General features: G+C 35.9%; 22 protein-coding genes. 11 read left to right on the forward strand and 11 right to left on the reverse strand.

Annotated elements, in window-relative coordinates:
- Nucleotides 1-6: 6 nt before the first annotated feature.
- The 5 genes from DSM03_RS11410 to rlmD form a co-directional block, all read right to left on the reverse strand.
- Nucleotides 7-813, reverse strand: coding sequence for a TrmH family RNA methyltransferase (locus tag DSM03_RS11410; protein WP_128760643.1), 807 nt, complete (start codon nt 811-813; stop codon nt 7-9).
- 66 nt (nt 814-879) lie between these two features.
- Complete coding sequence (locus DSM03_RS11415) at nt 880-1,800, reverse strand: CPBP family glutamic-type intramembrane protease (RefSeq protein WP_128760644.1); 921 nt, start codon at nt 1,798-1,800, stop codon at nt 880-882.
- Nucleotides 1,801-1,802: 2 nt separating this feature from the next.
- Nucleotides 1,803-2,549: a DUF6048 family protein gene (locus DSM03_RS11420; protein WP_128760645.1), complete on the reverse strand. Its 747-nt coding sequence runs from the start codon at nt 2,547-2,549 to the stop codon at nt 1,803-1,805.
- Complete coding sequence (locus tag DSM03_RS11425; RefSeq protein ID WP_128760646.1) at nt 2,515-3,012, reverse strand: DUF6452 family protein; 498 nt, start codon at nt 3,010-3,012, stop codon at nt 2,515-2,517. Before DSM03_RS11425 ends, DSM03_RS11420 begins: the two co-directional genes overlap by 35 nt.
- 5 nt (nt 3,013-3,017) lie before the next feature.
- Nucleotides 3,018-4,430 carry a 23S rRNA (uracil(1939)-C(5))-methyltransferase RlmD gene (gene rlmD / locus DSM03_RS11430; RefSeq protein WP_128760647.1) on the reverse strand — a complete coding sequence of 471 codons (1,413 nt, stop codon included), beginning with the start codon at nt 4,428-4,430 and terminating at the stop codon, nt 3,018-3,020.
- A 338-nt stretch (nt 4,431-4,768) separates the two neighbouring features.
- Here rlmD and rocD point away from each other — a divergent pair, with 338 nt between their 5' ends.
- Nucleotides 4,769-6,049 (forward strand): ornithine--oxo-acid transaminase, encoded by a 1,281-nt coding sequence (gene rocD / locus DSM03_RS11435; RefSeq protein WP_128760648.1) that lies wholly within the window; start codon nt 4,769-4,771, stop codon nt 6,047-6,049.
- Nucleotides 6,050-6,129: 80 nt separating this feature from the next.
- Here the strand turns inward: rocD and DSM03_RS11440 are convergent, their stop codons facing one another.
- Both DSM03_RS11440 and pepT read right to left on the reverse strand, forming a co-directional pair.
- Nucleotides 6,130-6,609, reverse strand: coding sequence for an FKBP-type peptidyl-prolyl cis-trans isomerase (locus tag DSM03_RS11440; protein ID WP_128760649.1), 480 nt, complete (start codon nt 6,607-6,609; stop codon nt 6,130-6,132).
- Nucleotides 6,610-6,692: 83 nt separating this feature from the next.
- Entirely contained in the window at nt 6,693-7,928 is a 1,236-nt protein-coding gene (gene pepT / locus DSM03_RS11445; protein WP_128760650.1) for a peptidase T, read from the reverse strand.
- A gap of 160 nt (nt 7,929-8,088) precedes the next feature.
- Here pepT and DSM03_RS11450 point away from each other — a divergent pair, with 160 nt between their 5' ends.
- From DSM03_RS11450 to guaB, 4 genes are all read left to right on the forward strand, one after another.
- Complete coding sequence (locus tag DSM03_RS11450; protein WP_128760651.1) at nt 8,089-9,111, forward strand: quinone-dependent dihydroorotate dehydrogenase; 1,023 nt, start codon at nt 8,089-8,091, stop codon at nt 9,109-9,111.
- A gap of 132 nt (nt 9,112-9,243) precedes the next feature.
- Nucleotides 9,244-11,106 (forward strand): tetratricopeptide repeat protein, encoded by a 1,863-nt coding sequence (locus tag DSM03_RS11455; protein ID WP_128760652.1) that lies wholly within the window; start codon nt 9,244-9,246, stop codon nt 11,104-11,106.
- 61 nt (nt 11,107-11,167) lie between these two features.
- The gene (locus DSM03_RS11460; RefSeq protein ID WP_128760653.1) at nt 11,168-12,034 is read left to right on the forward strand and encodes a hydroxymethylglutaryl-CoA lyase; all 867 of its coding nucleotides are present in this window, start codon (nt 11,168-11,170) and stop codon (nt 12,032-12,034) included.
- Nucleotides 12,035-12,128: 94 nt separating this feature from the next.
- Nucleotides 12,129-13,601, forward strand: a complete 1,473-nt coding sequence (gene guaB / locus DSM03_RS11465) for an IMP dehydrogenase (RefSeq protein WP_128760654.1) — start codon at nt 12,129-12,131, stop codon at nt 13,599-13,601.
- A 66-nt stretch (nt 13,602-13,667) separates the two neighbouring features.
- Here the strand turns inward: guaB and DSM03_RS11470 are convergent, their stop codons facing one another.
- The 3 genes from DSM03_RS11470 to DSM03_RS11480 form a co-directional block, all read right to left on the reverse strand.
- Nucleotides 13,668-14,195, reverse strand: coding sequence for an OmpH/Skp family outer membrane protein (locus DSM03_RS11470; RefSeq protein ID WP_128760655.1), 528 nt, complete (start codon nt 14,193-14,195; stop codon nt 13,668-13,670).
- 149 nt (nt 14,196-14,344) lie between these two features.
- A complete protein-coding gene (locus DSM03_RS11475) occupies nt 14,345-14,581 on the reverse strand; it encodes a hypothetical protein (RefSeq protein ID WP_128760656.1) in 237 nt (78 codons plus the stop codon).
- Nucleotides 14,582-14,628: 47 nt separating this feature from the next.
- Nucleotides 14,629-15,066, reverse strand: a complete 438-nt coding sequence (locus tag DSM03_RS11480) for an SRPBCC family protein (protein WP_128760657.1) — start codon at nt 15,064-15,066, stop codon at nt 14,629-14,631.
- A 202-nt stretch (nt 15,067-15,268) separates the two neighbouring features.
- Here DSM03_RS11480 and DSM03_RS11485 point away from each other — a divergent pair, with 202 nt between their 5' ends.
- The 5 genes from DSM03_RS11485 to DSM03_RS11505 all read left to right on the forward strand — a co-directional run bounded on the left by DSM03_RS11485 (nt 15,269) and on the right by DSM03_RS11505 (nt 22,005).
- On the forward strand, nt 15,269-16,132 hold the full coding sequence (locus tag DSM03_RS11485; RefSeq protein ID WP_128760658.1) for a peptidyl-prolyl cis-trans isomerase: 864 nt from the start codon (nt 15,269-15,271) through the stop codon (nt 16,130-16,132).
- Nucleotides 16,116-17,540, forward strand: a complete 1,425-nt coding sequence (locus DSM03_RS11490; protein WP_236638773.1) for a peptidylprolyl isomerase — start codon at nt 16,116-16,118, stop codon at nt 17,538-17,540. Before DSM03_RS11485 ends, DSM03_RS11490 begins: the two co-directional genes overlap by 17 nt.
- A gap of 3 nt (nt 17,541-17,543) precedes the next feature.
- Complete coding sequence (locus DSM03_RS11495; RefSeq protein ID WP_128760660.1) at nt 17,544-18,497, forward strand: AAA family ATPase; 954 nt, start codon at nt 17,544-17,546, stop codon at nt 18,495-18,497.
- Between the two features lie 247 nt (nt 18,498-18,744).
- A complete protein-coding gene (locus DSM03_RS11500) occupies nt 18,745-21,009 on the forward strand; it encodes an aconitate hydratase (protein WP_128760661.1) in 2,265 nt (754 codons plus the stop codon).
- A gap of 114 nt (nt 21,010-21,123) precedes the next feature.
- On the forward strand, nt 21,124-22,005 hold the full coding sequence (locus DSM03_RS11505) for an anti-sigma factor (RefSeq protein WP_128760662.1): 882 nt from the start codon (nt 21,124-21,126) through the stop codon (nt 22,003-22,005).
- A gap of 69 nt (nt 22,006-22,074) precedes the next feature.
- On the opposite strand, the gene DSM03_RS11510 is transcribed toward DSM03_RS11505, so the two are convergent.
- Complete coding sequence (locus DSM03_RS11510) at nt 22,075-22,809, reverse strand: XRE family transcriptional regulator (protein ID WP_128760663.1); 735 nt, start codon at nt 22,807-22,809, stop codon at nt 22,075-22,077.
- A gap of 399 nt (nt 22,810-23,208) precedes the next feature.
- Between DSM03_RS11510 and guaA the strand changes: the two genes are divergently transcribed.
- The gene (gene guaA, locus DSM03_RS11515; protein ID WP_128760664.1) at nt 23,209-24,741 is read left to right on the forward strand and encodes a glutamine-hydrolyzing GMP synthase; all 1,533 of its coding nucleotides are present in this window, start codon (nt 23,209-23,211) and stop codon (nt 24,739-24,741) included.
- Nucleotides 24,742-24,787 lie beyond the last annotated feature (46 nt).

The raw sequence follows: 24,787 nt of genomic DNA on the forward strand, positions 1-24,787 counted from the left end.
GGTGTTTTATTCTTTAAAACCACGTTGTCTACGGGCTTCAAAAATCAATATTGATGCAGCAACCGAAACGTTCATGGAGTCAATTTTTCCTTGCATCGGAATGATGATATTTTGCGTTGATTGTTTGCGCCATTCTTCTGAGAGTCCGTCTGCTTCTGTTCCCATGACTATTGCTGTGGAGCCGGTAAAATCTTGCTTCTCATAAGAAATAGCTTCTTGTAAGATAGCCGCATAAATACTGATGTTTTTTTCTTTTAAGAAGGTCAAGACTTCTTCGGTTTCACCAGTGGCAATTTGCATAGTAAAAACACCACCTACACTAGACCGTATAATATTTGGATTATAAAGATCTGTACGCGGGTTGGCAAGAATAAAAGCATCAACTCCTGCCGCATCTGCAGTTCGCAACAGTGCTCCTATATTCCCCGGTTTCTCAGGTGCTTCCGCAATAAGAATTAATGGATTTTTGGGTAATAGTAAATCAGTTAGTTGATTTTGTTTCGCTTTCGCGGAAGCGACAATTCCTTCTGTTCCTGATCGGTACGCTATTTTTTTATAGACTTCTTCTGTAATCGCAATTTGCGCTACATTTTTATCCAGTTTAGATTGAAGCAATTGCAATTCTTCAGCATTTGCTATAGCATAACAAAATAGAATACGTGTCAACTCAAAACCAGCTTGGAGGGCAAGATTGATTTCGCGAACACCTTCAATAAGAAATTCACCACTTTTTCGACGCTCGCGTGCTTTGTCTTGCAAGGCTACCAGGATTTTTATAGTGGGATTTTGCGTGCTGCTAATTTCTTTAATCATTGCGGTAAATAACCTTATGTAGATGTAATTTATAAAATTGGCTAAAGATACTAAAGTGAGTCAGCCTTATTCATTTTTTGAAATAGAATCAGTTACTTTTTTAAAAGTGTAAAATTCTTTTAAAACCTCAAGCAGCTGATCTTTAGCGTATCCTTCTTCTTTTTTACTATAAAGCTTTAGGTTAAGTTGATCATTATCTCTAATCCTTAAAGTGTCTGTGCGATAAAGTTCGTCAAGCAATTTTTGCAGACTGTAATTTTGAGCATCCAGACAGAGTATGTTTCCATTTTGAAGAGAGTCTATAGTTAAGCGAGTTGGGTTATCCAGTTTAAAAGCAATACCTGTTGCTTCAATCTTAACCTCATCATCATCCAAGAGGCTTCTTTCTACATTATGAAAAAACATAAAGGACATCATAATTAAAATAAAGTTATGACTAAAATGTCCCAAAAGCGCCCAAACAAACCCCATTTTTAGTCTAAAAAAACTAAAAATAATTCCAGCGAAAAGTTGTGCTCCCACAATAATTGGCGCCAGCATAAAGAAAACTAAATCAACATTATTATAATTACTCAAATGGATAAAACCAAAAGTTGCTGAAAATAGATAGACAATAATGCGTAGATGCTTTCTCCAAAAACCAGAAAAATCACTTTTAAAGAGATATGCTATGAACCGAAAAACATAATTGCGTTTATACTTTAAAGGAAATCTAAAGATCAATTCTTCAAGGAGTGGAGGAAGGATAGTGATTAGTAAAATGGACTTCCAGAACGAATACAATTCGCTATTTAGTATATTTTCATAAGGTGTCATTAATGGCTCTAAAATAGAGATCAAAATCACAAAAATGAATGCTACTATAAAGTCATATATAATTCCAGAAATGAGGAATTTAAACTTTTCCCAAGTAGATATAGAAAATGGTATATCGTTTGGTCTTTTTATGAAGTTATTAATGCTATTTACGCGAGCGCGAAATCCCATATTTACTTCTTAAAGAGAGGGATCAAATAGGATATTGTGTAGCCATAACCCGCACCGTAAACATTGTCAAAGGTTACTTTGTTATAACCTGGCGCATATAAGTTTGTGAAACCGTCGGGTTCTTTTTGAGTGATCATACGTTTCAGCTGCACATTGAGACCCATATATAGATTGTTGAAAAGTTCAACCTGTAATCCCATTTGCAATTCTAACCAAGTCAAATTTAAATTTGAATAGTTGCGGGAAACGGTGCGTAAATTGGGATCAAAAAATGAATTAGTGGTATAAATGGTATAACTATCCAGATCTTGATTAAAGGTCGAGAACCCAGCATGTAACCCTACATAGATCATATTAGACATTCCCACCCAATTGTTATAAGCATTGTAATTAAAACCTGCTTTAATATAACTTCCCTGAGTTTTAGCAAAATAGTTAGCATCATCAAATTCCTTTGACTCTGTACCTATTTCTGCAGCTAAGTAATACCGATCTTTGATCCTAAAATCTCCTACGATAGCAAAGCCTTGATAAGTATCATCGAGAAAACTGCGTAGCGGTTTGCTAAGATCTATGCCTACCCGTAAACCGTATTTATTGATTTTTGGTTTAGGCGCTACAGTATCAGCGGCTACTTCTTCTAAAGGTTTTTGAACCTCAATGCCCCGGTCTTCTTTTTGAGCCTCAATGTTGAGAAAACTCAAGAGCGCAAAACTAGTGACTAATAAAAACCTGTGTGGTGTCTTCATCTGAAATAGTTCTGGTTGTAAAAGTTAAGTCGTCTATCCAGCGACCATCTGAGCCTGGATTATTTTGAATGCTAAGATTCGTATAGATTACGCGATATCCACAAGCAGAACTTATAAATTCTTCCTGTGGCGTATAATTAAACGTCACTGTGTCTGCATTATTAGGATCTTCTGTTGCTACTAAATTATTCGGATTTTTTACAAAAACTAAAACCGTAGCTGTAGTGTCTGTACGCAAAGGAACTTCTATAGTAGATGCGTTGGTGTATACGATGCTGTCTGAAAGATCGGGCTTGTATATATTAATATTTAATGATTTTGTTTCATTGAAATTGTCCACATCCAAAAAGCCAATTGTTAATAATGGAGTAGTAGGGGTGCTGGTTGCACAAATATCATCACGCTCACAAGAAAGGGAGAGTAACAATACGGCAAGCATTAACAAAATCCAGTTTTTAAACATGGGGCTTATTTCAGTTTTAATAAAACCACATTTTCAACGTGATGCGTCTGCGGGAACATATCAACGGGTTGTATGCGTTCTACTTTATATAATTCATCTAACAGTGCCAGATCTCTTGCTTGTGTTGCGCTGTTACAACTTACATATACAATACGATCAGCTTTAATTTTTATCAATTGAGCAACGACATCTTTATGCATTCCATCACGTGGAGGGTCTGTAATTATAACATCTGGTTGTCCGTGTTGAGAGATAAATGCATCGTTAAATACATTTTTCATATCACCTACGTAGAACTCAACGTTTTCTATGCCGTTTAATTGCGCATTGGCTTTAGCTGCGGTAATCGCATCAGGAACCGCTTCAACACCAATAACCTTTTTGGCCTGTCTGGCAACAAATTGCGCAATAGTTCCGGTGCCGGTATACAGGTCAAAAACAGTTTCTTCTCCCGTTAATCCGGCAAAATCCCGTGTGATTTTATATAGTTCGTATGCTTGCTCAGAATTAGTTTGGTAGAATGATTTGGCATTGATCTTAAACTTAAGACCTTCCATTTCTTCAAAAATATGATCCCTACCAGCGTAGCAAATTACATCCTGATCATAAATGGTATCATTTCCTTTTTCATTTATAACATAAAGAAGCGAAGTTATCTCAGGGAAGGTTTCTTTTAGATAGTTTAGAACCAACTCGCGCTGTTGTTTTTCTTCTTTAAAAAACTGAATCAAAACCATCAATTCACCAATACTGCTCGTGCGTATCATTAGTGTGCGAAGTAAGCCTTCCTGATTGCGTGTGTTGAAAAAGGGTATGTTGTTTTTTGTAGCAAATTCTTTAACGCCATTACGTATCGCGTTACTGGGGTCGCGCTGCAACCAACATTTGTCAATATCTAAGATCTTATCCCACATCCCCGGGATATGAAAACCTAAAGCATTTCGATCTTCAATGATCTCATCACTTTGAATCTGCTTTAGTGTAAGCCATTTGCTGTCGCTAAATGAAAATTCCATCTTATTACGATAAAAGTAAATCTCTTTACTGCCGCTAATGGGAGTGATTTCAGGAAGTTCAATTTTGCCCAGACGTTTCAGGTTGTTTACAACTTCGCGTTGTTTGTATTCCAACTGGTAATCGTAATGCATATTCTGCCATTTACAACCACCACAAGTGCCAAAATGCTGGCATTCTGGTTCGGTACGTTTAGGAGAATATTTATTGATTTTTATCGCTGTACCTTCATAATACGCCTTGCGTTGTTTTTGAGTTTGTACATCTACGATGTCACCCGGTACCGCATTATTGATAAAAATAACACGTCCATCAGGCGCTTTAGCTATAGCTTTTCCTTTTGCGCCGGCATCAATTACCTGCACATCAGTAAAAACTTTTCTTGTTTTCTTTCTTCTTGACACGCCGCAAAAATAGAATAAATAAGACGATTATTTCAACGGACTAGCTAGAAGTATTATTGAGTTCAATTTTGAGGGGAAGCTTCTTTATTTAAAGTCAATTTGAATAAAGCTGATGCTGTTGAATTTAATGGAGTTGTCCTCTAATTTTAGTATTTTGCAAGCGCTTAACCGGGATGATTTCTCTCCTGTTGAGGATGTTCTAAATCTGCTTCATAAGATTTAAATTTCAGACTTATACATTTCTTTTGTTTAATAGATAATAATAGAATCGTAAAGAGCTGATTTATAAAAGCATCTTAAGTAGGAATCGTATAAAGATTACCTTAAAAAATTACAAAATGACTACTGTAAAACAACTCACTTCGCAAGAAGCAATCGCTCTTGAGGACAAGCACGGTGCACACAATTATCACCCACTTCCCGTGGTTTTAAAACGTGGTGAAGGTGTATACGTATGGGATGTTGAAGATAAGAAGTATTATGACTTTTTATCTGCATATTCTGCAGTAAACCAAGGTCACTGTCATCCTGCAATTGTGGGAGCAATGACTAAACAAGCCGAAGTATTAACGCTTACTTCTCGAGCATTTCACAATGATATATTGGGGCGCTATGAAGAGTATGCGACAGACTATTTTAAGTTTGACAAGCTATTACCGATGAATACCGGTGCAGAAGCTGTAGAAACAGCTATAAAAATTGCACGTAAATGGGCTTATGAGGAAAAAGGCGTTGCAGAGCACGATGCACAAATCATTGTTTGTGAAAATAATTTTCACGGAAGAACCACAACGATTATTTCATTTTCTAACGATGAGGATGCTCGTAAGAACTTTGGCCCATACACACCGGGATTTATTAAAATACCTTATGATGATCCTAAAGCTTTAGAACGAGCATTGATCGAAAATAACAATGTTGCAGGATTTTTAGTAGAGCCTATACAAGGTGAAGCAGGGGTTTATACTCCGGCTGATGATTTTATCAAAAAATCGAAGGCTTTATGTGAAGAACACAATGTGCTGTTTATCGCTGATGAAATTCAAACTGGTATTGCGCGTACTGGAGCTTTACTAGCAGTCTGCGGAAATTGTACTTGTGAAGCTCATTGCGAGCGTCAGGAGACTTATACGAGACCAGATATTTTAATTTTAGGAAAGGCTTTATCTGGAGGTGCTTATCCTGTTTCTGCTGTGCTTGCTGATGATGCTGTTATGAATGTAATTAAACCGGGTCAGCATGGTTCTACTTTTGGAGGAAATCCTGTTGCGGGAGCTGTTGCTATGGCTGCTTTAGATGTTGTAAAAGATGAAAAACTTGCTCAGAATGCACGTGTTTTAGGATCGCTTTTCAGAGCTAAACTCAATGAATTTATTGATGGAAGCAATATTGTGAAGTTAGTAAGAGGACGTGGATTAATTAATGCTATTGTGATTAATGATTCTGAAGATAGCAGTACAGCATGGGATATTTGTGTAGCACTTAAAGAAAACGGACTACTAGCAAAACCTACTCATGGAAATATCATTCGTTTTGCTCCTCCACTGGTAATGAATGAAGAGCAGTTGCTTGATTGTGTTGCGATTATAACTAAAACGCTTAAAGCCTTCGAGAAGTAGTTTTTCATTAGAAAAATGAATTAAAAGAAAAAAGGAGCGACTAATTAGTCGCTCCTTTTTTTCTTTTAAAATAGTATTACTTATTCAGTTGCGATAAGCTCTATGTCAAATGCTATAGCCGTGTTTGGAGGTATAGGTCCGCTTCCTCTTGAACCGTAAGCTAATCTTGCAGGCATTAGTAAGGTGGCAGATCCACCTTCTTGCATATAAGAAATACCTTCTCTAAACCCCGGTATTACTTGACCTAAATTAAATTCAACTTCTGTAGTAGCTTGGTCAAATACAGTGCCGTCCAGAAAATAACCTTTATATTTTACGGTTACATCAGAACTAGTGGTGGGTGTAGCACCTTCACCTTCGGTTGTAATTATATAGTATAAACCTGAATTAGATTTTTCAACATTCAGATCATTAGCTTCTATATATGCTTCTAACTCTTGTTGATTTCGAGTATAAGCTTCGGCTTCAGATTCGTTATTGTCGTCGTCACTGCAAGAAATGAAAAGTGTTAAAATAAATAGGAGTAAAAACGATTTTAAATAATAGAATTTGTTGTTCAAAATTTTAAAATTAAAAGTGAAATAGAATTTATGATTTTAACTAAGATGCTTTTCTAATAAATAGGTTGCTTGATAAAAGGGATTTATTTTTTAGCTGCCAGTTCGGCTATTTTGATAATAACTTCAGTAGCCTTGATCATACTTTCAACAGGAACATATTCAAACCTTCCGTGGAAATTATGACCACCGGCAAAGATATTAGGACAGGGAAGTCCCATAAATGAAAGCTGTGAACCATCTGTACCGCCCCGTATGGGCTTTATAATAGGTTTTACGTCTACAGCGCGCATCGCTTTTTCAGCAAGTTCTACAATATGCATTACAGGCTCTATTTTTTCACGCATATTAAAGTATTGATCTTTAATTTCAAGTGTTACAAGCTCTAACCCGTATTGACTATTGATTTCCAGAGCAAGATTGTTGAGTACTTCTTTTCTCGCTTCAAAATGCTCTTTGTTGTGGTCTCTTAAAATATATTCCAAAACGGTTTCTTCAACATCGCCGTGAATTCCATTTAAATGAAAAAAACCCTCTCTCCCAGAAGTATGCTCCGGAGTTTCCAGACGTGGTAATGAGCTGATAAAATCTTGCGCAATATGGATGCTGTTTATCATTTTACCTTTAGCATAACCAGGATGTACGCTTTTTCCTTTAACAAAAACTTTTACACTGGCTGCATTAAAATTCTCAAATTCTAGTTCGCCTATTTGGCTTCCGTCCATTGTATATGCCCATTCAGCACCAAATTTTTCCACATCGAATTTGTGTGCGCCACGACCTATTTCTTCATCTGGAGTAAAACCTATTCTGATGGGGCCATGTTTGATTTCAGGATGATTGATCAGATATTTTATGGCTTCCATAATTTCTGTAATTCCCGCTTTATCATCAGCTCCAAGAAGCGTTGTTCCGTCTGTGGTAATTAAGGTTTGACCTTTGTAAGCCAATAGGTCTTCAAAGTCATCCGGAGAAAGAATAATATCTAGATCTTCATTCAGGACAATATCTCCTCCCTCATATTTTTCAATAATTTGAGGTTTCACATCGGTTCCGGTAAAGTCTGGCGTTGTATCATAATGAGCAATAAACCCTATAGGCGGCAAAACAGTATTTACCGTTGCCGGTAAGGTTGCCATGATATAGCCGTTATCGTCTATTGTAGCATCTTTAAGTCCAAATTCTATCAATTCTTGATGTAATTTTCTGGCAAGATCCCATTGTTTTTGAGTGCTGGGTGTAGAAGAGCTGTTCTCGTCACTTTGTGTGTCAATCGTCACATAATTAACAAAACGGCTTATTATTGAGTCTTTTTCTATCATATGCAAGGGTATTGAATAATCATTATAAATTTTGAGGTCAAAGGTACTGTTATGCCTAAAGATTCAAAGGCTGATACTAAATTTTATAATATTTTTAATTATAGCTTTTCTTTTGAGTTGCAAGACATAAACTTACTTTTACAGCACATTAATCAGCCTTATGTACAAATCAATTTTACGACCTTTACTTTTTAAGTTTGACCCTGAAGGGGTGCATCATTTTAGTTTTAAAAGCATTCGGTTGTTGAGTAAAACCGGACTTTTAAACGTATTAAAACCTGCATTTGAAGTCAAAGATAAAAGACTTGAGCGTGAAGTTTTTGGGCTGAAATTTAAAAATCCGGTAGGTCTTGCGGCAGGCTTTGATAAAGATGCAAAACTGTATAACGAACTTTCTCAGTTGGGATTTGGTTTTGTAGAGATAGGGACCTTAACACCAAAACCGCAACCCGGTAATCCTAAAAAGCGTTTATTCAGATTAAAAGAAGATCAGGCTATTATTAATAGAATGGGTTTTAATAATGGTGGAGTTGATACAGCTGTAGAGCGTTTAAAAAAAAATAAAAACGTTCTGATAGGTGGAAATATTGGTAAAAACAAGGTAACGCCTAATGACGAAGCATTCAATGATTATAAGATTTGCTTTGAGGCTTTATATGATCATGTAGATTATTTTGTGGTCAATGTAAGTTCGCCCAATACACCCAACTTACGCGAACTTCAAGATAAAGAACCTTTGACTAATCTGTTAAGTGGTTTACAGAGATTAAACAGAGCTCGAGCAGCAAAAGAAAAACCAATTCTACTCAAAATTGCTCCAGATCTTACTGATGACCAGCTTCTGGATATTATAGATATTGTGAATACCACTAAAATTGCTGGTGTTATAGCTACCAACACCACTATAAGTCGAACAGGGTTGTCTTCTGAAAATAAAGAGGAAATAGGTGGTTTAAGCGGAAAACCTTTAAGAAAGCGAGCTACAGATGTAATTCGGTTTTTGTCTAAAAATAGCAACAAATCTTTCCCGATAATTGGTGTGGGAGGAATTCATAGTCCAAAAGATGCGATTGAAAAATTAGAAGCCGGAGCAAGCTTAGTTCAGCTATACACTGGGTTTATATACGAAGGTCCATCTCTAATAAAAAATATTAATAAGGAAATTTTAAAACGAGTTAATTAGTTCAAAGAACTTTTATTAGATTTAACCTATTAATTATAAGACCAAAGTAGTATAATTCTTGTGATATTTTTTACCTTTTTACACAGACGAATTATTCTGCATTTTTGTGGAGTATATTTTTTATTTCTTACTTTGGGAATACACGCTCAGACTCCGACAATTGACTCCTTAAAACAGAAAATCTCTCAAACTAAAAATGATTCTTTAAAGAGCTATTTGTATCAGCGTCTGGGATATGAATATTTATATTTTAAACCGGATTCCGCACTATTTTATATAGATAAAGCTATAACGATTGCTGAGGCTGTTAAGAATGAATCTGCCTCTGCCACCAGTTATAATCGGAAAGGAACCTATTATGTATTCCAGTCAAAATATCCTGAAGCGATTGTAGAATTTCAAAAAGCACTTCCTATTTTTAAAAAAGTAGAAGATAGTGTTGGTCTTGCTGAAACTTACTCCAATTTGGGTGCTCTTGATTTTTATTTACGGGATTACGACTCTGCACTAGATAATTTTCAAGAAGCATTAAACCACATAGACAGTCTTAAACAGGTTAATTTATACACTAAATTAATCACCAATATGAGTGGGGTCTATAGAGAAAAAAAGCTATATGACAGCTCACTTTACTATGCTAAAAAGGCAATAGATCAAATCAAAAATGATAAAGAAAACAGGATAGTTGCAGTAACTTATTTCAATTTAGGAACTGCTCAGTATTTTCTAAATCAATACGAGACAGCTATTGCAAGTCTCAACTATGCTATTGCTCAACCAGAAATACCTATTCAATTTGAAATTTTATCTAAATCTTATAAATCTCAGGCTTTATTAGCACTTGGTAAAGTTGAAGAAGCTGAAGATGTTCTTCAGAATTTACAATCTCAAATCGAAAATTTACACGATCAGTATGTGACACTTGAGTTCTATAAGGCAAAGCAAAAAGTTTTTGAAGCAAAAGACAATACTACTGAAGCTCTCATTTATGCCAAAAAGTATATTCAATTAAATAATGAGATTCATAACCGCGAGCAAACTGCAATACTTCAAAATATTAAAGTGAAGTTTGAAACTGAAGAGCGTGAGTTTGAAAATAAACTGCTTAAAACAGATGCAGAAATCCAGGCGATGCAAATCAAAAATCAACGCTATGGAATTTGGGGGATCGCCATATTTATATTTTTACTTTTGGTAATGGTTTTAATTTTATACGGGATGTATAATCTTAAGGCTAAAAATAATGTGATTTTAAAAGAAAAGCAAAGCGTTCTTAATGAGTTTAATCGTAATCTGACAACAATAAATAGTGAGAAGAATAAGTTTTTTTCCATTGTAGCTCACGATGTTAAGAGTCCTGTTGCTGCTATATTAAGCAGTACTAATATGCTCCAAGCTAATCTTGATAGTTTTACTTCTGAAGAATTGCAAAAATTAGCTGAAGAATTAAAAGGGCAATCTCTAAGTCTGCATTATCTTTTAGAACATGTATTGATCTGGGCAAAATCTCAAATGGATGGATTTAAGTTTATTTCTAAAAAGATTAATTTAAAGTCCTTTATTGAGAATTTATACAATAACGAGTTAGTGTTTATTAAAGGTAAAAACATCAAGATAAATTGTAATATAACTGATGATGCTACGATTAAAGCAGATCCTCAGGTAGTGCAAGTTGTGATGAGAAATTTACTGAACAATGCAATAAAATTCACACCGAGAGGAGGTGTTATAACCTTTAATACAGAAGAAAAAGACAACTATTATTATATTCATGTTTCAGATACAGGTGTGGGTATGGCTCAAGATAAGATCGAAAAAGTTTTGGTTAATAAGGAGCGTTATACTGTAGAAGGCACAGCTAATGAATCTGGTAACGGTATAGGTCTTATACTTTGTCAGGAAATAGCAAAAAAAGCTGGCGGAGAAATCACCGCAACTAGCAGAGTGGGTAAAGGCTCAACTTTTACATTTGCACTACCTGTTTTAAAAGACTAAGAGTACTTCGATCACAAACTCACATCTTTAATTGTATCTTTAATTTTGCTAAAACATATTGATGAGTCAGGCTCTTAAAATCATAGAATGTCCGCGTGATGCTATGCAGGGTATAAAAGAATTTATACCTACTGCTCAAAAAGCGCAATATATTCAATCGCTTTTGCGCTGTGGTTTTGACACAATTGATTTTGGGAGTTTTGTTTCTCCCAAGGCCATCCCACAGATGGTTGATACCGCTCAGGTATTGGATTTATTGGATCTTTCCAGAACCCAAACCAAACTTCTTGCAATTATTGCGAATCTAAGAGGAGCTGAAGATGCGGTTAAGCATGCTCAAATTAACTATTTAGGCTATCCCTTCAGTATATCTGAAAACTTTCAGATGCGGAATACGCACAAAACTATTGCAGAATCTGTAGAGCTTCTAAAAGCCATTTTAGAAGTAGCCGATAAACACCAAAAAAAAGTAGTCACCTATATTTCTATGGGTTTTGGTAATCCTTACGGTGATCCCTGGAATGTGGAAATAGTAGGGGAGTGGACCGAAAAATTAGCTAATATGGGTGTTTCGATCCTGTCGCTCTCAGATACCGTGGGAACTTCTGATGCTGAAACTATAGACTATTTGTTTAAGAATTTGATTCCAAAATATCCCCACGTTGAATTTGGTGCACATTTACATACGACACCTCAAAAATGGTTTGAGAAAGTAGACGCCGCCTATAAAGCAGGTTGCAGACGTTTTGATGGTGCCATTCAGGGTTTTGGTGGTTGCCCCATGGCAAAAGACGAACTTACCGGCAATATGCCTACCGAAAAAATGCTTTCGTATTTTAATTCCGTTAAAGCAGAATCAGGAATTAGACCTATGAGTTTTGAGTCTGCGCACAATGAAGCAACCCGAATATTTGAATATTATCACTAAGTTAAATATTTTGGGTTACTTCTTTTTAAACAATTAATACGAAAGATTCTGAGATTTTAGCAGTATATTTGCACGCAATTAAATCCTAATTGCAATGACAGCACACGAAACAAAAATACTTGGAGAAGGTCTTACCTACGATGACGTACTCTTAGTTCCTGCTTATTCAGAAGTACTTCCTCGCGAAGTTAATATTCAGTCTAAATTTTCAAGAAATATAACACTTAATGTTCCTATTGTATCTGCAGCGATGGATACCGTTACTGAATCAAGTATGGCAATTGCCATAGCTCGAGAGGGAGGAATTGGTGTGTTACACAAAAATATGACCATTGCTCAGCAAGCGGTGAAGGTTCGTCGTGTAAAACGTGCAGAAAGTGGTATGATCATCGACCCTGTTACGCTAAAGTCTGATGCTAAGGTAAAAGATGCTAAGCGCCTGATGGCTGAGCATAGCATTGGGGGAATACCAATTGTAGATAGTGATGGTCATTTAGAAGGAATTGTTACCAATAGAGATTTGCGTTTTGAGAAAGACAATGAGCGTGCAATCATAGAAGTGATGACTTCAGAAAATTTAATTACTACTGCCGAAGGAACCTCTTTAGGACAAGCAGAAGTAATTCTTCAAGAGAATAAAATTGAAAAACTTCCTGTAGTTACAGATGATAATAAGCTAATAGGTTTAATTACTTTTAGAGATATAACTAAATTAACCCAGAAACCAATTGCTAATAAGGATACCTATGGTCGTTTGCGTGTTGCTGCTGCTGTAGGGGTTACTGGAGATGCTGTAGAGCGTGTAGAAGCATTAGTAAATGCAGGAGTTGATGCAGTTGTTATAGATACTGCTCACGGCCATACACAAGGTGTGGTAAAAGTTTTAAAAGCTGTAAAAAGTAAATTTCCGGAATTAGATGTTGTAGTAGGAAACATCGCAACGGCAGATGCTGCAAAATATTTAGTTGAAGCTGGTGCAGATGCTGTAAAAGTAGGTATTGGTCCCGGTTCTATTTGTACAACTCGAGTTGTTGCTGGTGTAGGATTCCCACAATTTAGTGCAGTTCTTGAAGTTGGAGCAGCTTTAAAAGGAACAGGGGTGCCAGTTATAGCAGATGGTGGTATTAGATATACAGGAGATATTCCTAAAGCTATCGCAGCAGGAGCAGACTGTGTAATGCTTGGTTCACTTTTAGCAGGTACTAAAGAATCTCCAGGAGAAACTATCATTTACGAAGGGAGAAAATATAAAACCTATCGCGGCATGGGTTCTGTTGAAGCAATGAAAACAGGATCTAAAGATCGTTATTTTCAGGATGTAGAAGATGATATCAAAAAATTAGTACCAGAAGGTATTGTAGGTCGTGTTCCCTATAAAGGAGAGTTGTACGAAAGTGTACATCAGTTTATAGGTGGTTTACGTGCAGGTATGGGATACTGTGGAGCTAAAGACATTAATACCTTAAAAGAAAATGGACGTTTTGTAAAAATCACTTCTAGTGGTATCCACGAAAGTCATCCACATGATGTTACCATTACTAAAGAGTCTCCTAATTACAGTAGATAGTCTTAGAATTATATAAAAAAAAGGGAGCCAAGCGGCTCCCCTTTTTTTTATAACAGGTATGCGGTGTTAGTTTCCTGTTTGTTCTTCAGGTTGCTTTAATGTTACTCCTAATTTATCTGCTACTGCCTGAGTAAGGTCTAAAGCAGGATCAAAATAAGCCACTCCTGCATTTAAAGTGAGTACTTGAGAATAGTTTTGTTCTTGAGCAACTTCATTTAAAGCTTGACCAACTTTTTGGTACAAAGGCTGCATCAGTTCGTTTTGTTTAATTTGAATAAGACCTTGAGAATTTTGTCTAAAACGTTGAAGATCTTGTTCCATACCTACAATTTCTTCTTGCTTAGCTTTTTTATCCTCTTCTGAAGCAGTTGCTTCAACATCTTGATATGCCTTTACTGATGCTTGGTATTTGGCAACTAGGTCTTTAAATTGTTTGTCAAGATCAGCTCCATAAGTTTCGAGATCTTTTTGCACTTGTGCTACTTCGTTAAGACTAGAGATAACAAGATCGCTGTCTATTGTTCCTACTTTAGATTGTGCAAGCGCTGTAAAACTTATTAAAAAAGCTACTACAGGTAAAAATAATTTCTTCATTTGTTTTTTGTTTAGCCTTTTTGAACAGGCAATTAATTCTACTTAATGATTTAAATTTTCTAAAAAATTACGGGCAAAGATAAAAAAGCACTTGAGCTATCAAAGTATTTTTTTAACGTCAACTTTAAATAAAGGGTTATAAAGCCTTCTCAATCACAAAATTCTCCCCGATGTGGTTTTAAAGCATCTCTTACTGCAGGCATTTCACTTTGTAACACCGTTAAATAAGCTATGGTATACAAAGGACTCTTGATTTCTACACCAGTTGCACTTTTATTAAGATTATTAGCTTTTTTATAATCGGTTAGGTGAATCTCGTGATGCTCTGCAATTTTTTGAGCATCAGGTCCTCTGAAATCCCAAATGAGTTTTATTTTCTTTTCCATTTATTCTAATTCAATGAGTGTGCCAATTTAAACTAACTTATGATTTCTTAGTGGTTTTCTGCAAAGGTCTTAAAGTCTCGCATATATTTTAGAGACTGCTTTTTAAATGCTCCAGACATTAGAAAACCAATTGTATTCATAGCAAAACCTCCAAACTTAAATTCACTTTCAGAGATCCAGATTGTTTTTCCGTCCTGTGTGGCTTGAAAAGTGTTTCGCTGTATGTTATAAATATTCTTTGTAGTGTACTCCGCTACTAGGGAATGCGGCACGTCTGTTTCTAGAATTGTTTCGATTAAAGTCATTTTGCGCCTTCCGAAGTCATATTTTAATTCTGTTTTAGCACCTTTTTCTCCAAATTTACCTTGAATAACTTTAGCTTCTTTAAGACCTTTTTGCCATTTTTTTAAATTTTGAAGGTTGTCCATAAGCGCTACCGTTTCCTTGAGAGGCACATCTATAATAATTTTTTTAGTGTATTGCATAGCTTATAATTCAGGTTTTTAAAGTTATTGCATATTAGTTTGCTTAGAATTTAAATTTTAAAAATACTTGAAGAAGTCTGAACTATCAGCGAGTCTTAATTCTCCTATATTATATGTAATTTTGCAAATCTTAAAGTTTATGCAACATTAAGTAAAGAGAGCCGTCTTTAACGTGTTCTTAAAGCTGAAAGTAAAATCATTTATGTCAAACACCTTAAAGTATTTGCTAGTTGCTCTGATGTCGGTCTTACTGGTGTCTTGTGATTTACTTGGGTCTAAGGCTCCTGTAGGTGTTCCTGTAGCTCGTGTGGGAGACCATTATTTGTATAAAGAAGATATTGCAAAGCTGGTTACATCTGATATGAATGCAGATGATAGTACAACAATCGTAAACAGTTATATAAATCGATGGGCTACTCAGCGACTATTGATGAATAATGCACAACGGAATATCACGTTGGAAGAACAAGATAGATTGAATAAACTGGTAGATCAATATGAACTCGATTTATATGCTCAAGCTTATAAAGATGCTCTGGTTGCACGTAGTTTAGATAGTACAATTACAGATGCTGAAGCTTCACTCTTCTATGATGAGAACAAAGAAAATTTTAAGCTTAATGAATCTTTACTCAAGTTTAGATTTCTTGAGATGAATGATACAGATTATAATATAGACGAAATAAAAAAAAGGTTTACCCGATTTGATAATGAGGATAAAAGATATTTAGATTCAATTTCTGTACAGTTTAAGGCACAGTACTTGAACGATAGTACTTGGGTTAGTCTTGATAAAGTGATTGCTAAAATACCTCCGGTGACAATTGATAACAGTAGCCGCTTATTAAATAAAACTGATTTTTTACAACTGCGTGATTCATTAGGATTATATTTGATCGCTATAAAAGATCGTCTCGATCGCAATGATGACGCACCATTAAGCTATGTTTTGCCAACGGTGAAACAAATTCTTCTCAACCGAAGAAAATTAGAATTGATTAAACAATTAGAAAAGGATATTACTAAGGATGCAATTAAAAACAAACAATTTGAACTTTATAACTAAAGCTTTTACACTACTTGTCTTTTGTGGTGTAAGTGCAGGATTAAATGCACAAGAAATCATAGATACTAGTGTTAAAGAAGAAACAGCTCAGGCTGATGATAAGCCTTTAACTACTGGTACTACGTTTAAGGTAGATGGTGTTGCGGCTGTTGTAGGAGAGTATGTGATTTTAGAGAGCGATATACAGCAAGCTATAGAGTCTTTGAAGCAGCAGGAAGTTGAAGGTCAGGATCTTTCTAACTGTAAAGTTATAGATAAGCTTATGGAAGATAAGCTTTATGCACATCACGCTGTTGTAGATAGTGTTACCATTAACGAAGATCAAGTGCGTTCATATACCCAACAGCAAATAGATTATTTTACTAATCAATTAGGTTCTGAAGAGAAGGTGCTTAAGTTTTACCGTAAGGAAAAAATGAGTGATCTTAAAAAAGAGCTTTTTGATTTAAATAGAAATCAGGAGTTGGCTAAAGCCATGCAACAAACAATTGTTGAAGAGATTGAAGTAACTCCGGAAGAAATTAGATCATACTACAAGCAATTAGAAGAAGATGGTTTGCCGCAGTTTGGGGTAGAGTTAGAAATTTCAAAAATTCAAATTATACCTGAGGTACCTCAAGAGGAAAAAGATAAAGTAATAGAGCAACTTAACGGTTACCGTACTGATATTGTAGATAACGGAAGTAGCTTTGCTACAAAAGCAGTACTTTGGTCTGAAGATGAGTCTACTCGTGGTGATGGTGGTTTGATAAAGGATGTAGATCGTAAATCTCAATTTGTAAAAGAATTTAGAGATGTAGCTTTTAGTCTTCAAGAAGGAGAAGTGAGTAAGCCATTTGAAACTGAATTTGGTTATCATATCATTAAGGTGGAAAAAATTCGCGGTCAGAAAATTGATTTACGACACATACTCAGAATACCTAAAGTAACACCTGAAGCAGAAAATGCTGCAAAAGACAAAATTCAAAAATTGAAAACGCGTATTGAAGCTGGTGAAATTACGTTTGCTGAAGCTGCAAAAGAATTTTCTGATGAAAAAGAAACCGCTAGCGACGGAGGTATTATGATAAACCCGGTGACTCAAGACCGTATGTTTGAGCTTAAAAACTTACCTCCAGAATTGTATCCTAAAGTTCAAAATTTAAAAGAAGGTGATATTTCTATAGCCTTTAATAATCCTACTCGTACCGGTAAAACTCGTTATGAGATCTACACGGTTTCAGATAGAATCGAAGAGCATGAGGCAGATTTTGCTATAGACTATGTGAAGATCAAAAACTTTGCTTTACAGGCTAAGCGTATAAAAGCTATTGAAAAATGGCAAGATGAAAAAATTGCTGAAACCTATATTAAATTAAACGGAGATTACAGAAATTGCGAGTATAGTAGCAACTGGTTAAAAAATTAATTTATGTCAGACGCCAAAGCGATTGATGCACTGGTCACCCGTTATAAGGATTTAAAAAAGGAAATATCACGAGTAATTATTGGTCAGGACGATGTTGTTGATCAAATTATAATTTCAATATTCTCTGGTGGTCATGCACTCTTAATAGGAGTGCCGGGACTCGCAAAAACCTTGATGGTAAATACCATTGCTCAAGCTTTAGGTCTAGATTTTAAGCGTATACAGTTTACGCCAGACTTAATGCCCAGTGATATTGTAGGAGCAGAAATTTTAGATGAGTCTCGTAATTTTAAGTTTTTAAAGGGGCCTGTTTTTGCAAATATTATTCTTGCAGATGAGATAAATCGAACGCCTCCTAAAACACAGGCAGCTTTACTTGAAGCAATGCAGGAGAAGGCAGTTACAGTTGCAGGTAAGCAATATCCTTTAGATAAGCCATACTTTGTATTAGCTACTCAAAACCCTATAGAGCAGGAGGGGACTTACCCATTACCCGAAGCTCAATTAGACCGCTTTATGTTTGCTATTAATTTAGCATATCCTTCTTATGAAGAAGAAGTTGCTATTGTAAAAGCTACAACTGCAAATAATAATGTGATTACTAATTCTTTGTTTTCTGCGGAAGAAATTGTGACTTATCAAGAGTTAATTCGTAGGATTCCTGTGGCTGATAATGTAATTGAATACGCAGTTGCTTTGGTAGGAAAAACCAGACCAGATTCTCAAGAAGCTCCGCAACTCGTAAAAGATTATATTGATTGGGGAGCAGGCCCACGAGCATCTCAAAATTTAATTCTTGCTGCTAAAACTCACGCAGCTATAAATGGTAAATATTCACCAGATATTGAAGATGTACAAGCCGTGGCGCAGGGAATACTAGGGCATAGATTGCTCAAGAACTACAAAGCTGAAGCAGAAGGCTTGACCCTTAATAAAATCATAAATAGCTTATTGTAAACTAATATAGAAGGACTCTAAATAATGTTTTAGAAGTGTTTTTTAATAACATCCGGTTTGTAACTGACTAATTATCACAATTAAGCAACGAAATCGATATAATGTTAGTTGAATTTGCAATAAATTTAGCATTTATACAGATAGCCTTAATCTATGTTTAGGCTTCATATTTTCTACGCTTTTTCGTAATTTTAAAGCCGCTTTCGGGCGTATGTAAATTACAAATTCATTTAACTAAAACTTAGATATGGCATTTGATATTGATATGATCAAATCGGTTTACAGTAAAGTTGCAGAGCGTGTAGACGCTGCTCGCGAAATTACAGGTAAGCCCTTAACACTGGCAGAAAAAATATTATACTCTCACCTTTGGGATGGTAAAACCGATAGAGCATTTGTACGTGGTAAAGACTATGTAGATTTTGCTCCAGATCGTATCGCTTGTCAGGATGCTACAGCTCAGATGGCGTTATTGCAATTTATGCAAGCAGGTAAAAAAAATGTTGCTGTGCCTACTACAGTACATTGTGATCACCTGATTCAGGCAAAGCAGGGCGCTAAAAAAGATTTAAAAAGAGCAAATGAAACCAGTAATGAGGTTTTTGATTTCCTAGAATCTGTTTCTAACAAATACGGTATTGGTTTCTGGAAACCGGGTGCAGGTATTATTCACCAAGTGGTTTTAGAAAACTATGCATTTCCGGGAGGAATGATGATAGGTACAGATAGCCATACGGTAAATGCTGGTGGTCTTGGTATGGTTGCTATAGGTGTAGGTGGTGCTGATGCAGTAGATGTGATGGCAGGTATGCCTTGGGAGCTTAAATTTCCTAAGCTGATCGGTGTTAAGTTAACCGGAGAGTTAAGTGGATGGACTGCTTCTAAAGATGTTATTCTTAAGGTGGCTGGTATTCTTACTGTAAAAGGTGGTACGGGTGCTATTGTAGAATATTTTGGTCCTGGTGCAAAAAATCTTTCTGCGACAGGAAAAGGTACTATTTGCAATATGGGAGCTGAGATAGGTGCTACCACTTCTACATTTGGTTATGACGAGTCTATGGAACGTTTCTTACGTGCTACAGACCGAGCTGATGTTGCAGATGCTGCAAATGAAATTAAAGAGTATTTAACAGGGGATGATGAAGTATATGCTAATCCTGAGCAATACTTTGATGAGGTTATTGAAATTAATCTTTCAGAACTACGTCCACACCTTAATGGTCCTTTTACTCCAGATCTTGCTACTCCGGTAGGTGAGTTAGGAAAAAAAGCTGCTGAAAATGATTGGCCAATTAAAGTAGATTGGGGTCTTATAGGTTCTTGTACAAACTCTTCTTATGAAGATTTGTCTAGAGCGGCTTCAATTGCACAGCAGGCTATAGATAAAAAATTAAAACCTAAGAGTGATTTTGGTATCAATCCGGGCTCTGAGCAGATTAGATATACAGCTGAGCGAGATGGTTTATTAGAAGTTTTTGAAAACTTAGGTGCTACTATATTTACAAATGCTTGTGGTCCTTGTATTGGTCAGTGGGATCGTAGTGATCGCAAAGGTGAAGAGAAAAATACAATTGTTCATTCCTTTAACCGCAACTTCTCAAAACGTGCGGATGGTAACCCTAATACGCATGCTTTTGTAGGATCTCCAGAAATGGTTGCAGCAATCGCAATTTCAGGTCGTTTGGATTTTGATCCCATGACAGACACCTTATTGAACGAGGATGGAGAACAGGTTAAATTAGATGTTCCTGTAGGTCTTGAACTTCCGCCAAAAGGCTTTGCTGTTGATGAGAATGGGTATCTTTCACCTACTGAAGATGGTAGTTCTGTAGAGGTTAAAGTTGCAGAAGATAGTGAGCGTTTAGAGTTATTAGAGCCTTTTACACCAATTCAGGATTCAGAATTGAAAGAGGTTAAGTTGCTTATTAAAGCTTTTGGTAAGTGTACTACAGATCACATTTCAATGGCTGGCCCTTGGTTACGATACAGAGGGCACTTAGATAATATTTCTAACAACTGTCTTATTGGTGCTGTAAATGCTTATAATAAGAAAACGAATTTCGTAAAAAATCAGTTGACAGGAGAATATGGAGGTGTACCAGATACACAGCGTGAATACAAGGCTAAGGGAATCAAAACTATTGTTGTGGGAGACCACAATTATGGTGAAGGTTCTTCTCGTGAGCATGCAGCTATGGAACCTCGTTTCTTAGGTGTTGCAGCAGTTTTAGTTAAGTCTTTTGCTCGTATCCACGAAACAAACCTTAAAAAGCAAGGAATGTTAGGATTGACTTTTGCTAACGAAAATGATTATGATTTGATTCAGGAGGATGATACATTCAGCTTTGTTGACATCGAAGAGTTTGCTCCAGATAAGCCTTTAACTATTGAAGTTGCTCACGCAGACGGAAGCAAAGACACAATTAAGGCAAATCATACTTATAACGATGCGCAAATCGCGTGGTATAGAGAAGGTTCTGCTTTAAACTTGATCAAAAAGCAAAACGCTTAAGCGTTTTGCTAAATATTTATTAAAACCAAACCGCTTTAGGGCGGTTTGGTTTTTTTATTGAAATTTTTGTACGCTATTTGCGTTTACAATTTGAAACAACTTAAAATACTATTTATGAAAAAACTTAATCTATTAATGATATTATTTGCTGCTATCTTTTTTGCTTCTTGTTCAGGAGATGATTCGGTAGATCGATCTGATGTAACTGTTGATATTTCAGGATTAGAACGACTAGATTCAGGAGCAGAATATCAGGCTTGGTTAGTTACAAATACAAATCTTGTGTCTCTGGGTAGATTTACAGATGTAAATTTTCCGAAGACTTTTCAGGCATTAACGGGACAGGTTAATGATGCTGAAGGTTTTGTACTGAGTATTGAGCCAGGCAATGATCCAAGTTCAGAAATTAGTCAGTCTATTATACTTAGTGGCGATTTTGTTGGTAATGCCGCTACTGTTGATGTTACCGATACCTTTGGTTCTTATACAACAGCTTCTGGGCAATTTGTATTACAAACGCCAACAGACGATGTAGCTACAAATGAGAATAGTGGACTTTACTGGTATGTGCCTTCAACAGGGCAGCCTGGTCTTAAATTGCCAACACTTCCTTCTGGTTGGAAATATGAAGGATGGGTTACATTACAGGGAGCAAGTGGTGATGTTAATGTTTCAACGGGGAAGTTTACTAATGTAAATAATGCTGATGAATTTGCTACATTCAGTTCAAGCATAAATGATGGTCCTGACTTTCCAGGAGAAGATTTTGTAAATATTAGCTTACTTTCTCAATTGTATGGGATAACTACAGCGCCAAATCTCCTAGGAAGAAGAGCTTTTATTACTATTGAACCAAGTCCTGATAATGATGAAACAAAGCCTTTTGTTTTAAGACCATTAACCGGTACAATTACAGAAGAAGCCGGTTCTGCAGTTACAAATAAAATGCAAATAAATACTGCATCATTTCCTGTAGGTCGCGTAACTAAAGACTAATTAAAATTTAATTTAAATAAAAAATCCGGTCTATTTCAGACCGGATTTTTTTTGAAGAAAACTGAGGTTTTAAACCAGTTTATTTATTTTCTCTATGAGTTTACTCATATCGCTTTGTAACTTATCAACTTGGCTCTCTAAATGCTGTACACGCTTATTAGCATCCATGTCTACAACATTGAGCGAACTTGTGATTTTACCTCTTACAATAAGGATTTCTAGAATATTTTCTAGGTCATAGCTTATACTCTCATACTTACTGTTATCGCTTATTAAAATAATAGCATTGTTAGAAAGGTCTTTTTTAATACGCTTAGTTAATACAGATTTTGTAGTAACTATAACTGCCACAGAGCCATCTAATATTTCAGAGAGGTCTTCTGTATGCTGTGTGATCAATATATCACCGTGCATTAGTGTAGGCATCATGCTATCCCCTTCAACTTCAAAAAGTTTTTGACCTTGAGCGGGTTCATAACCCGGAAGTTTAAACATGTCTAAAGTAGACATCCACTGTTCATTGTCGCGATTTTCGATAAAACCAGCTCTCGCTTCAACGTTGATAAGTGGTACAAATCCATTTGTAGAGCTCATCATTATAGAATTATGAGAGCCTTTTAAAATGCGATCTGTAGGAACACTATAAAGTCTGCTTAGTGTAAGTAAATGTTCTGTAGTGATAGAGTTTTGCCCATTTTCAATTAAGGAATAGGCACCTTGAGTAATACCGAGCTCTTCGGCAACTTTTTTTTGAGACAAAGAAGTCTTTTCTCTGAGCGCTTTAAGTTGTTTTGATATAGACATTTTTATAGATTAGGTTTAGGGAACATCTAATTTGTTCAAATATAAAAATTAAACTCAGATATATTGTTGATAATTATATTTTTAATTAATTATTAGCTTATTAAGAAATTTAGAGTACATAACTATCAAATTCTTAGCTATATTATTAAAAGTATAAATGATTGATAGCATGCAGTTTATATTTTGTGTAGGATGATACTCTTTAAAATATCGAGATAGAAGTATTTAGTCGGTTTTAGGATGTAAAACGTCTAATCTACTTTAAAGTAATTCTAATTTATTTTAATAAGCTGAAGTAGTAGAGATGATTTTTTTGCTTCCTCATAAATTGTTTATTAAATGTCAAAATAAGAATGATTTTTGACTTACTGAAAATAGATAGAAATACTATTTTTACCTATGCAAAATAACGTACTCATTCTAGATTTCGGTTCGCAGTATACCCAGTTAATTGCAAGACGCATACGGGAACTCAATATTTTCTGCGAAATAAAACCATTTAATAATTTACCTGAAGATTTAAACAGTTATAAAGCTGTAATTCTTTCGGGATCTCCATCATCAGTTCGTGCTGAAAATGCACCGCACCCAGATCTTTCTAAGATACGAGGTGTAAAGCCCTTGCTGGGTGTTTGTTATGGGGCACAATATCTGGCTCATTTCCATGGAGGTGAAGTTGGCCAGTCTAATACCCGTGAGTATGGCCGGGCAAATCTTTCGATGATAAAGGAGGATGAACCGTTTTTTGAAGGTGTAGAGGTAGGTAGCCAGGTGTGGATGAGTCACAGTGATACGATAAAGGCTCTGCCGGAAGGCTCTGTGAAATTAGCCAGTACGCACGATGTAGAAAATGCAGCATACCGTATAGGTGGTGAAGAGACGTATGCAATTCAGTTTCATCCTGAGGTGTATCATTCTACAGATGGAAAAAAAATATTAGAGAATTTCTTAATCAATATCGCAAAAGTTGAACAAAGTTGGACTCCAGATACTTTTGTAGACACTACAGTTGCAGACTTAAAAAAGAAAATAGGTGCAGACAAAGTAATTCTTGGTCTTTCTGGAGGTGTTGACAGCTCTGTAGCGGCAATGTTACTGCATAAAGCTATAGGAAAAAATCTACACTGTATTTTTGTAAATAACGGTTTGCTTCGTAAAAATGAGTTTCACGATGTGTTGAAACAATATGAGGGAATGGGCCTAAATGTGAAAGGAGTTGATGCTTCAGATCGTTTTCTAGATGCTCTTGCCGGTAAAAGTGACCCCGAAGAAAAAAGAAAAACCATAGGCCGTGTTTTTATCGAAGTTTTTGATGACGAAGCGCATATGGTAGAAGATGCTAAATGGTTAGCGCAAGGAACAATTTATCCTGATGTTATAGAATCTGTTTCTGCAACAGGTGGTCCTTCAGCAACTATAAAATCACATCATAACGTAGGTGGTTTACCAGATTTTATGAAGCTTAAAGTGGTAGAGCCTCTTCGTATGCTTTTTAAAGATGAAGTAAGGCGCGTGGGTGCCAGTATGGATATGAGTCCAACTTTATTGGGTAGGCATCCATTCCCTGGGCCTGGGCTTGCGATTAGAATTTTAGGAGATATCACTCCAGAAAAAGTGCGTATTCTTCAAGAAGTTGATGCGATCTTTATTAACGGTTTGCGTGAATGGGGTCTTTATGATCAGGTTTGGCAAGCTGGCGCTATGTTATTACCAGTTGATTCAGTTGGTGTGATGGGCGATGAGCGAACTTATGAGAAATGTGTTGCACTTAGAGCCGTAGAAAGTACAGATGGTATGACCGCAGATTGGGTGAACCTTCCTTATAATTTTCTACAAAAGACCTCAAATGATATAATAAATAAGGTTAAAGGCGTTAATAGAGTAGTCTATGACATCAGTTCAAAACCACCAGCAACTATTGAGTGGGAATAAACTGAATTTTTAATTTTATAAAATCATTTTCAAACCAATACCTCAT

The sequence above is a fragment of the Leeuwenhoekiella aestuarii genome (assembly GCF_004104055.1).
Lineage (GTDB): Bacteria > Bacteroidota > Bacteroidia > Flavobacteriales > Flavobacteriaceae > Leeuwenhoekiella > Leeuwenhoekiella aestuarii.

Excerpts from the sequence above, each read along its gene's own strand:
- DSM03_RS11450 (WP_128760651.1), top strand. The coding sequence starts at position 8,089 with ATGTACAAATCAATTTTACGACCTTTACTTTTTAAGTTTGACCCTGAA.
- DSM03_RS11420 (WP_128760645.1), bottom strand. The coding sequence starts at position 2,549 with ATGAAGACACCACACAGGTTTTTATTAGTCACTAGTTTTGCGCTCTTG.
- rocD (WP_128760648.1), top strand. The coding sequence starts at position 4,769 with ATGACTACTGTAAAACAACTCACTTCGCAAGAAGCAATCGCTCTTGAG.
- DSM03_RS11505 (WP_128760662.1), top strand. The coding sequence starts at position 21,124 with ATGAAAAAACTTAATCTATTAATGATATTATTTGCTGCTATCTTTTTT.
- guaB (WP_128760654.1), top strand. The coding sequence starts at position 12,129 with ATGACAGCACACGAAACAAAAATACTTGGAGAAGGTCTTACCTACGAT.
- DSM03_RS11480 (WP_128760657.1), bottom strand. The coding sequence starts at position 15,066 with ATGCAATACACTAAAAAAATTATTATAGATGTGCCTCTCAAGGAAACG.
- DSM03_RS11495 (WP_128760660.1), top strand. The coding sequence starts at position 17,544 with ATGTCAGACGCCAAAGCGATTGATGCACTGGTCACCCGTTATAAGGAT.
- DSM03_RS11410 (WP_128760643.1), bottom strand. The coding sequence starts at position 813 with ATGATTAAAGAAATTAGCAGCACGCAAAATCCCACTATAAAAATCCTG.
- DSM03_RS11460 (WP_128760653.1), top strand. The coding sequence starts at position 11,168 with ATGAGTCAGGCTCTTAAAATCATAGAATGTCCGCGTGATGCTATGCAG.
- DSM03_RS11475 (WP_128760656.1), bottom strand. The coding sequence starts at position 14,581 with ATGGAAAAGAAAATAAAACTCATTTGGGATTTCAGAGGACCTGATGCT.
- DSM03_RS11470 (WP_128760655.1), bottom strand. The coding sequence starts at position 14,195 with ATGAAGAAATTATTTTTACCTGTAGTAGCTTTTTTAATAAGTTTTACA.
- DSM03_RS11500 (WP_128760661.1), top strand. The coding sequence starts at position 18,745 with ATGGCATTTGATATTGATATGATCAAATCGGTTTACAGTAAAGTTGCA.
- guaA (WP_128760664.1), top strand. The coding sequence starts at position 23,209 with ATGCAAAATAACGTACTCATTCTAGATTTCGGTTCGCAGTATACCCAG.
- DSM03_RS11415 (WP_128760644.1), bottom strand. The coding sequence starts at position 1,800 with ATGGGATTTCGCGCTCGCGTAAATAGCATTAATAACTTCATAAAAAGA.
- pepT (WP_128760650.1), bottom strand. The coding sequence starts at position 7,928 with ATGATAGAAAAAGACTCAATAATAAGCCGTTTTGTTAATTATGTGACG.
- DSM03_RS11485 (WP_128760658.1), top strand. The coding sequence starts at position 15,269 with ATGTCAAACACCTTAAAGTATTTGCTAGTTGCTCTGATGTCGGTCTTA.
- DSM03_RS11510 (WP_128760663.1), bottom strand. The coding sequence starts at position 22,809 with ATGTCTATATCAAAACAACTTAAAGCGCTCAGAGAAAAGACTTCTTTG.
- DSM03_RS11425 (WP_128760646.1), bottom strand. The coding sequence starts at position 3,012 with ATGTTTAAAAACTGGATTTTGTTAATGCTTGCCGTATTGTTACTCTCC.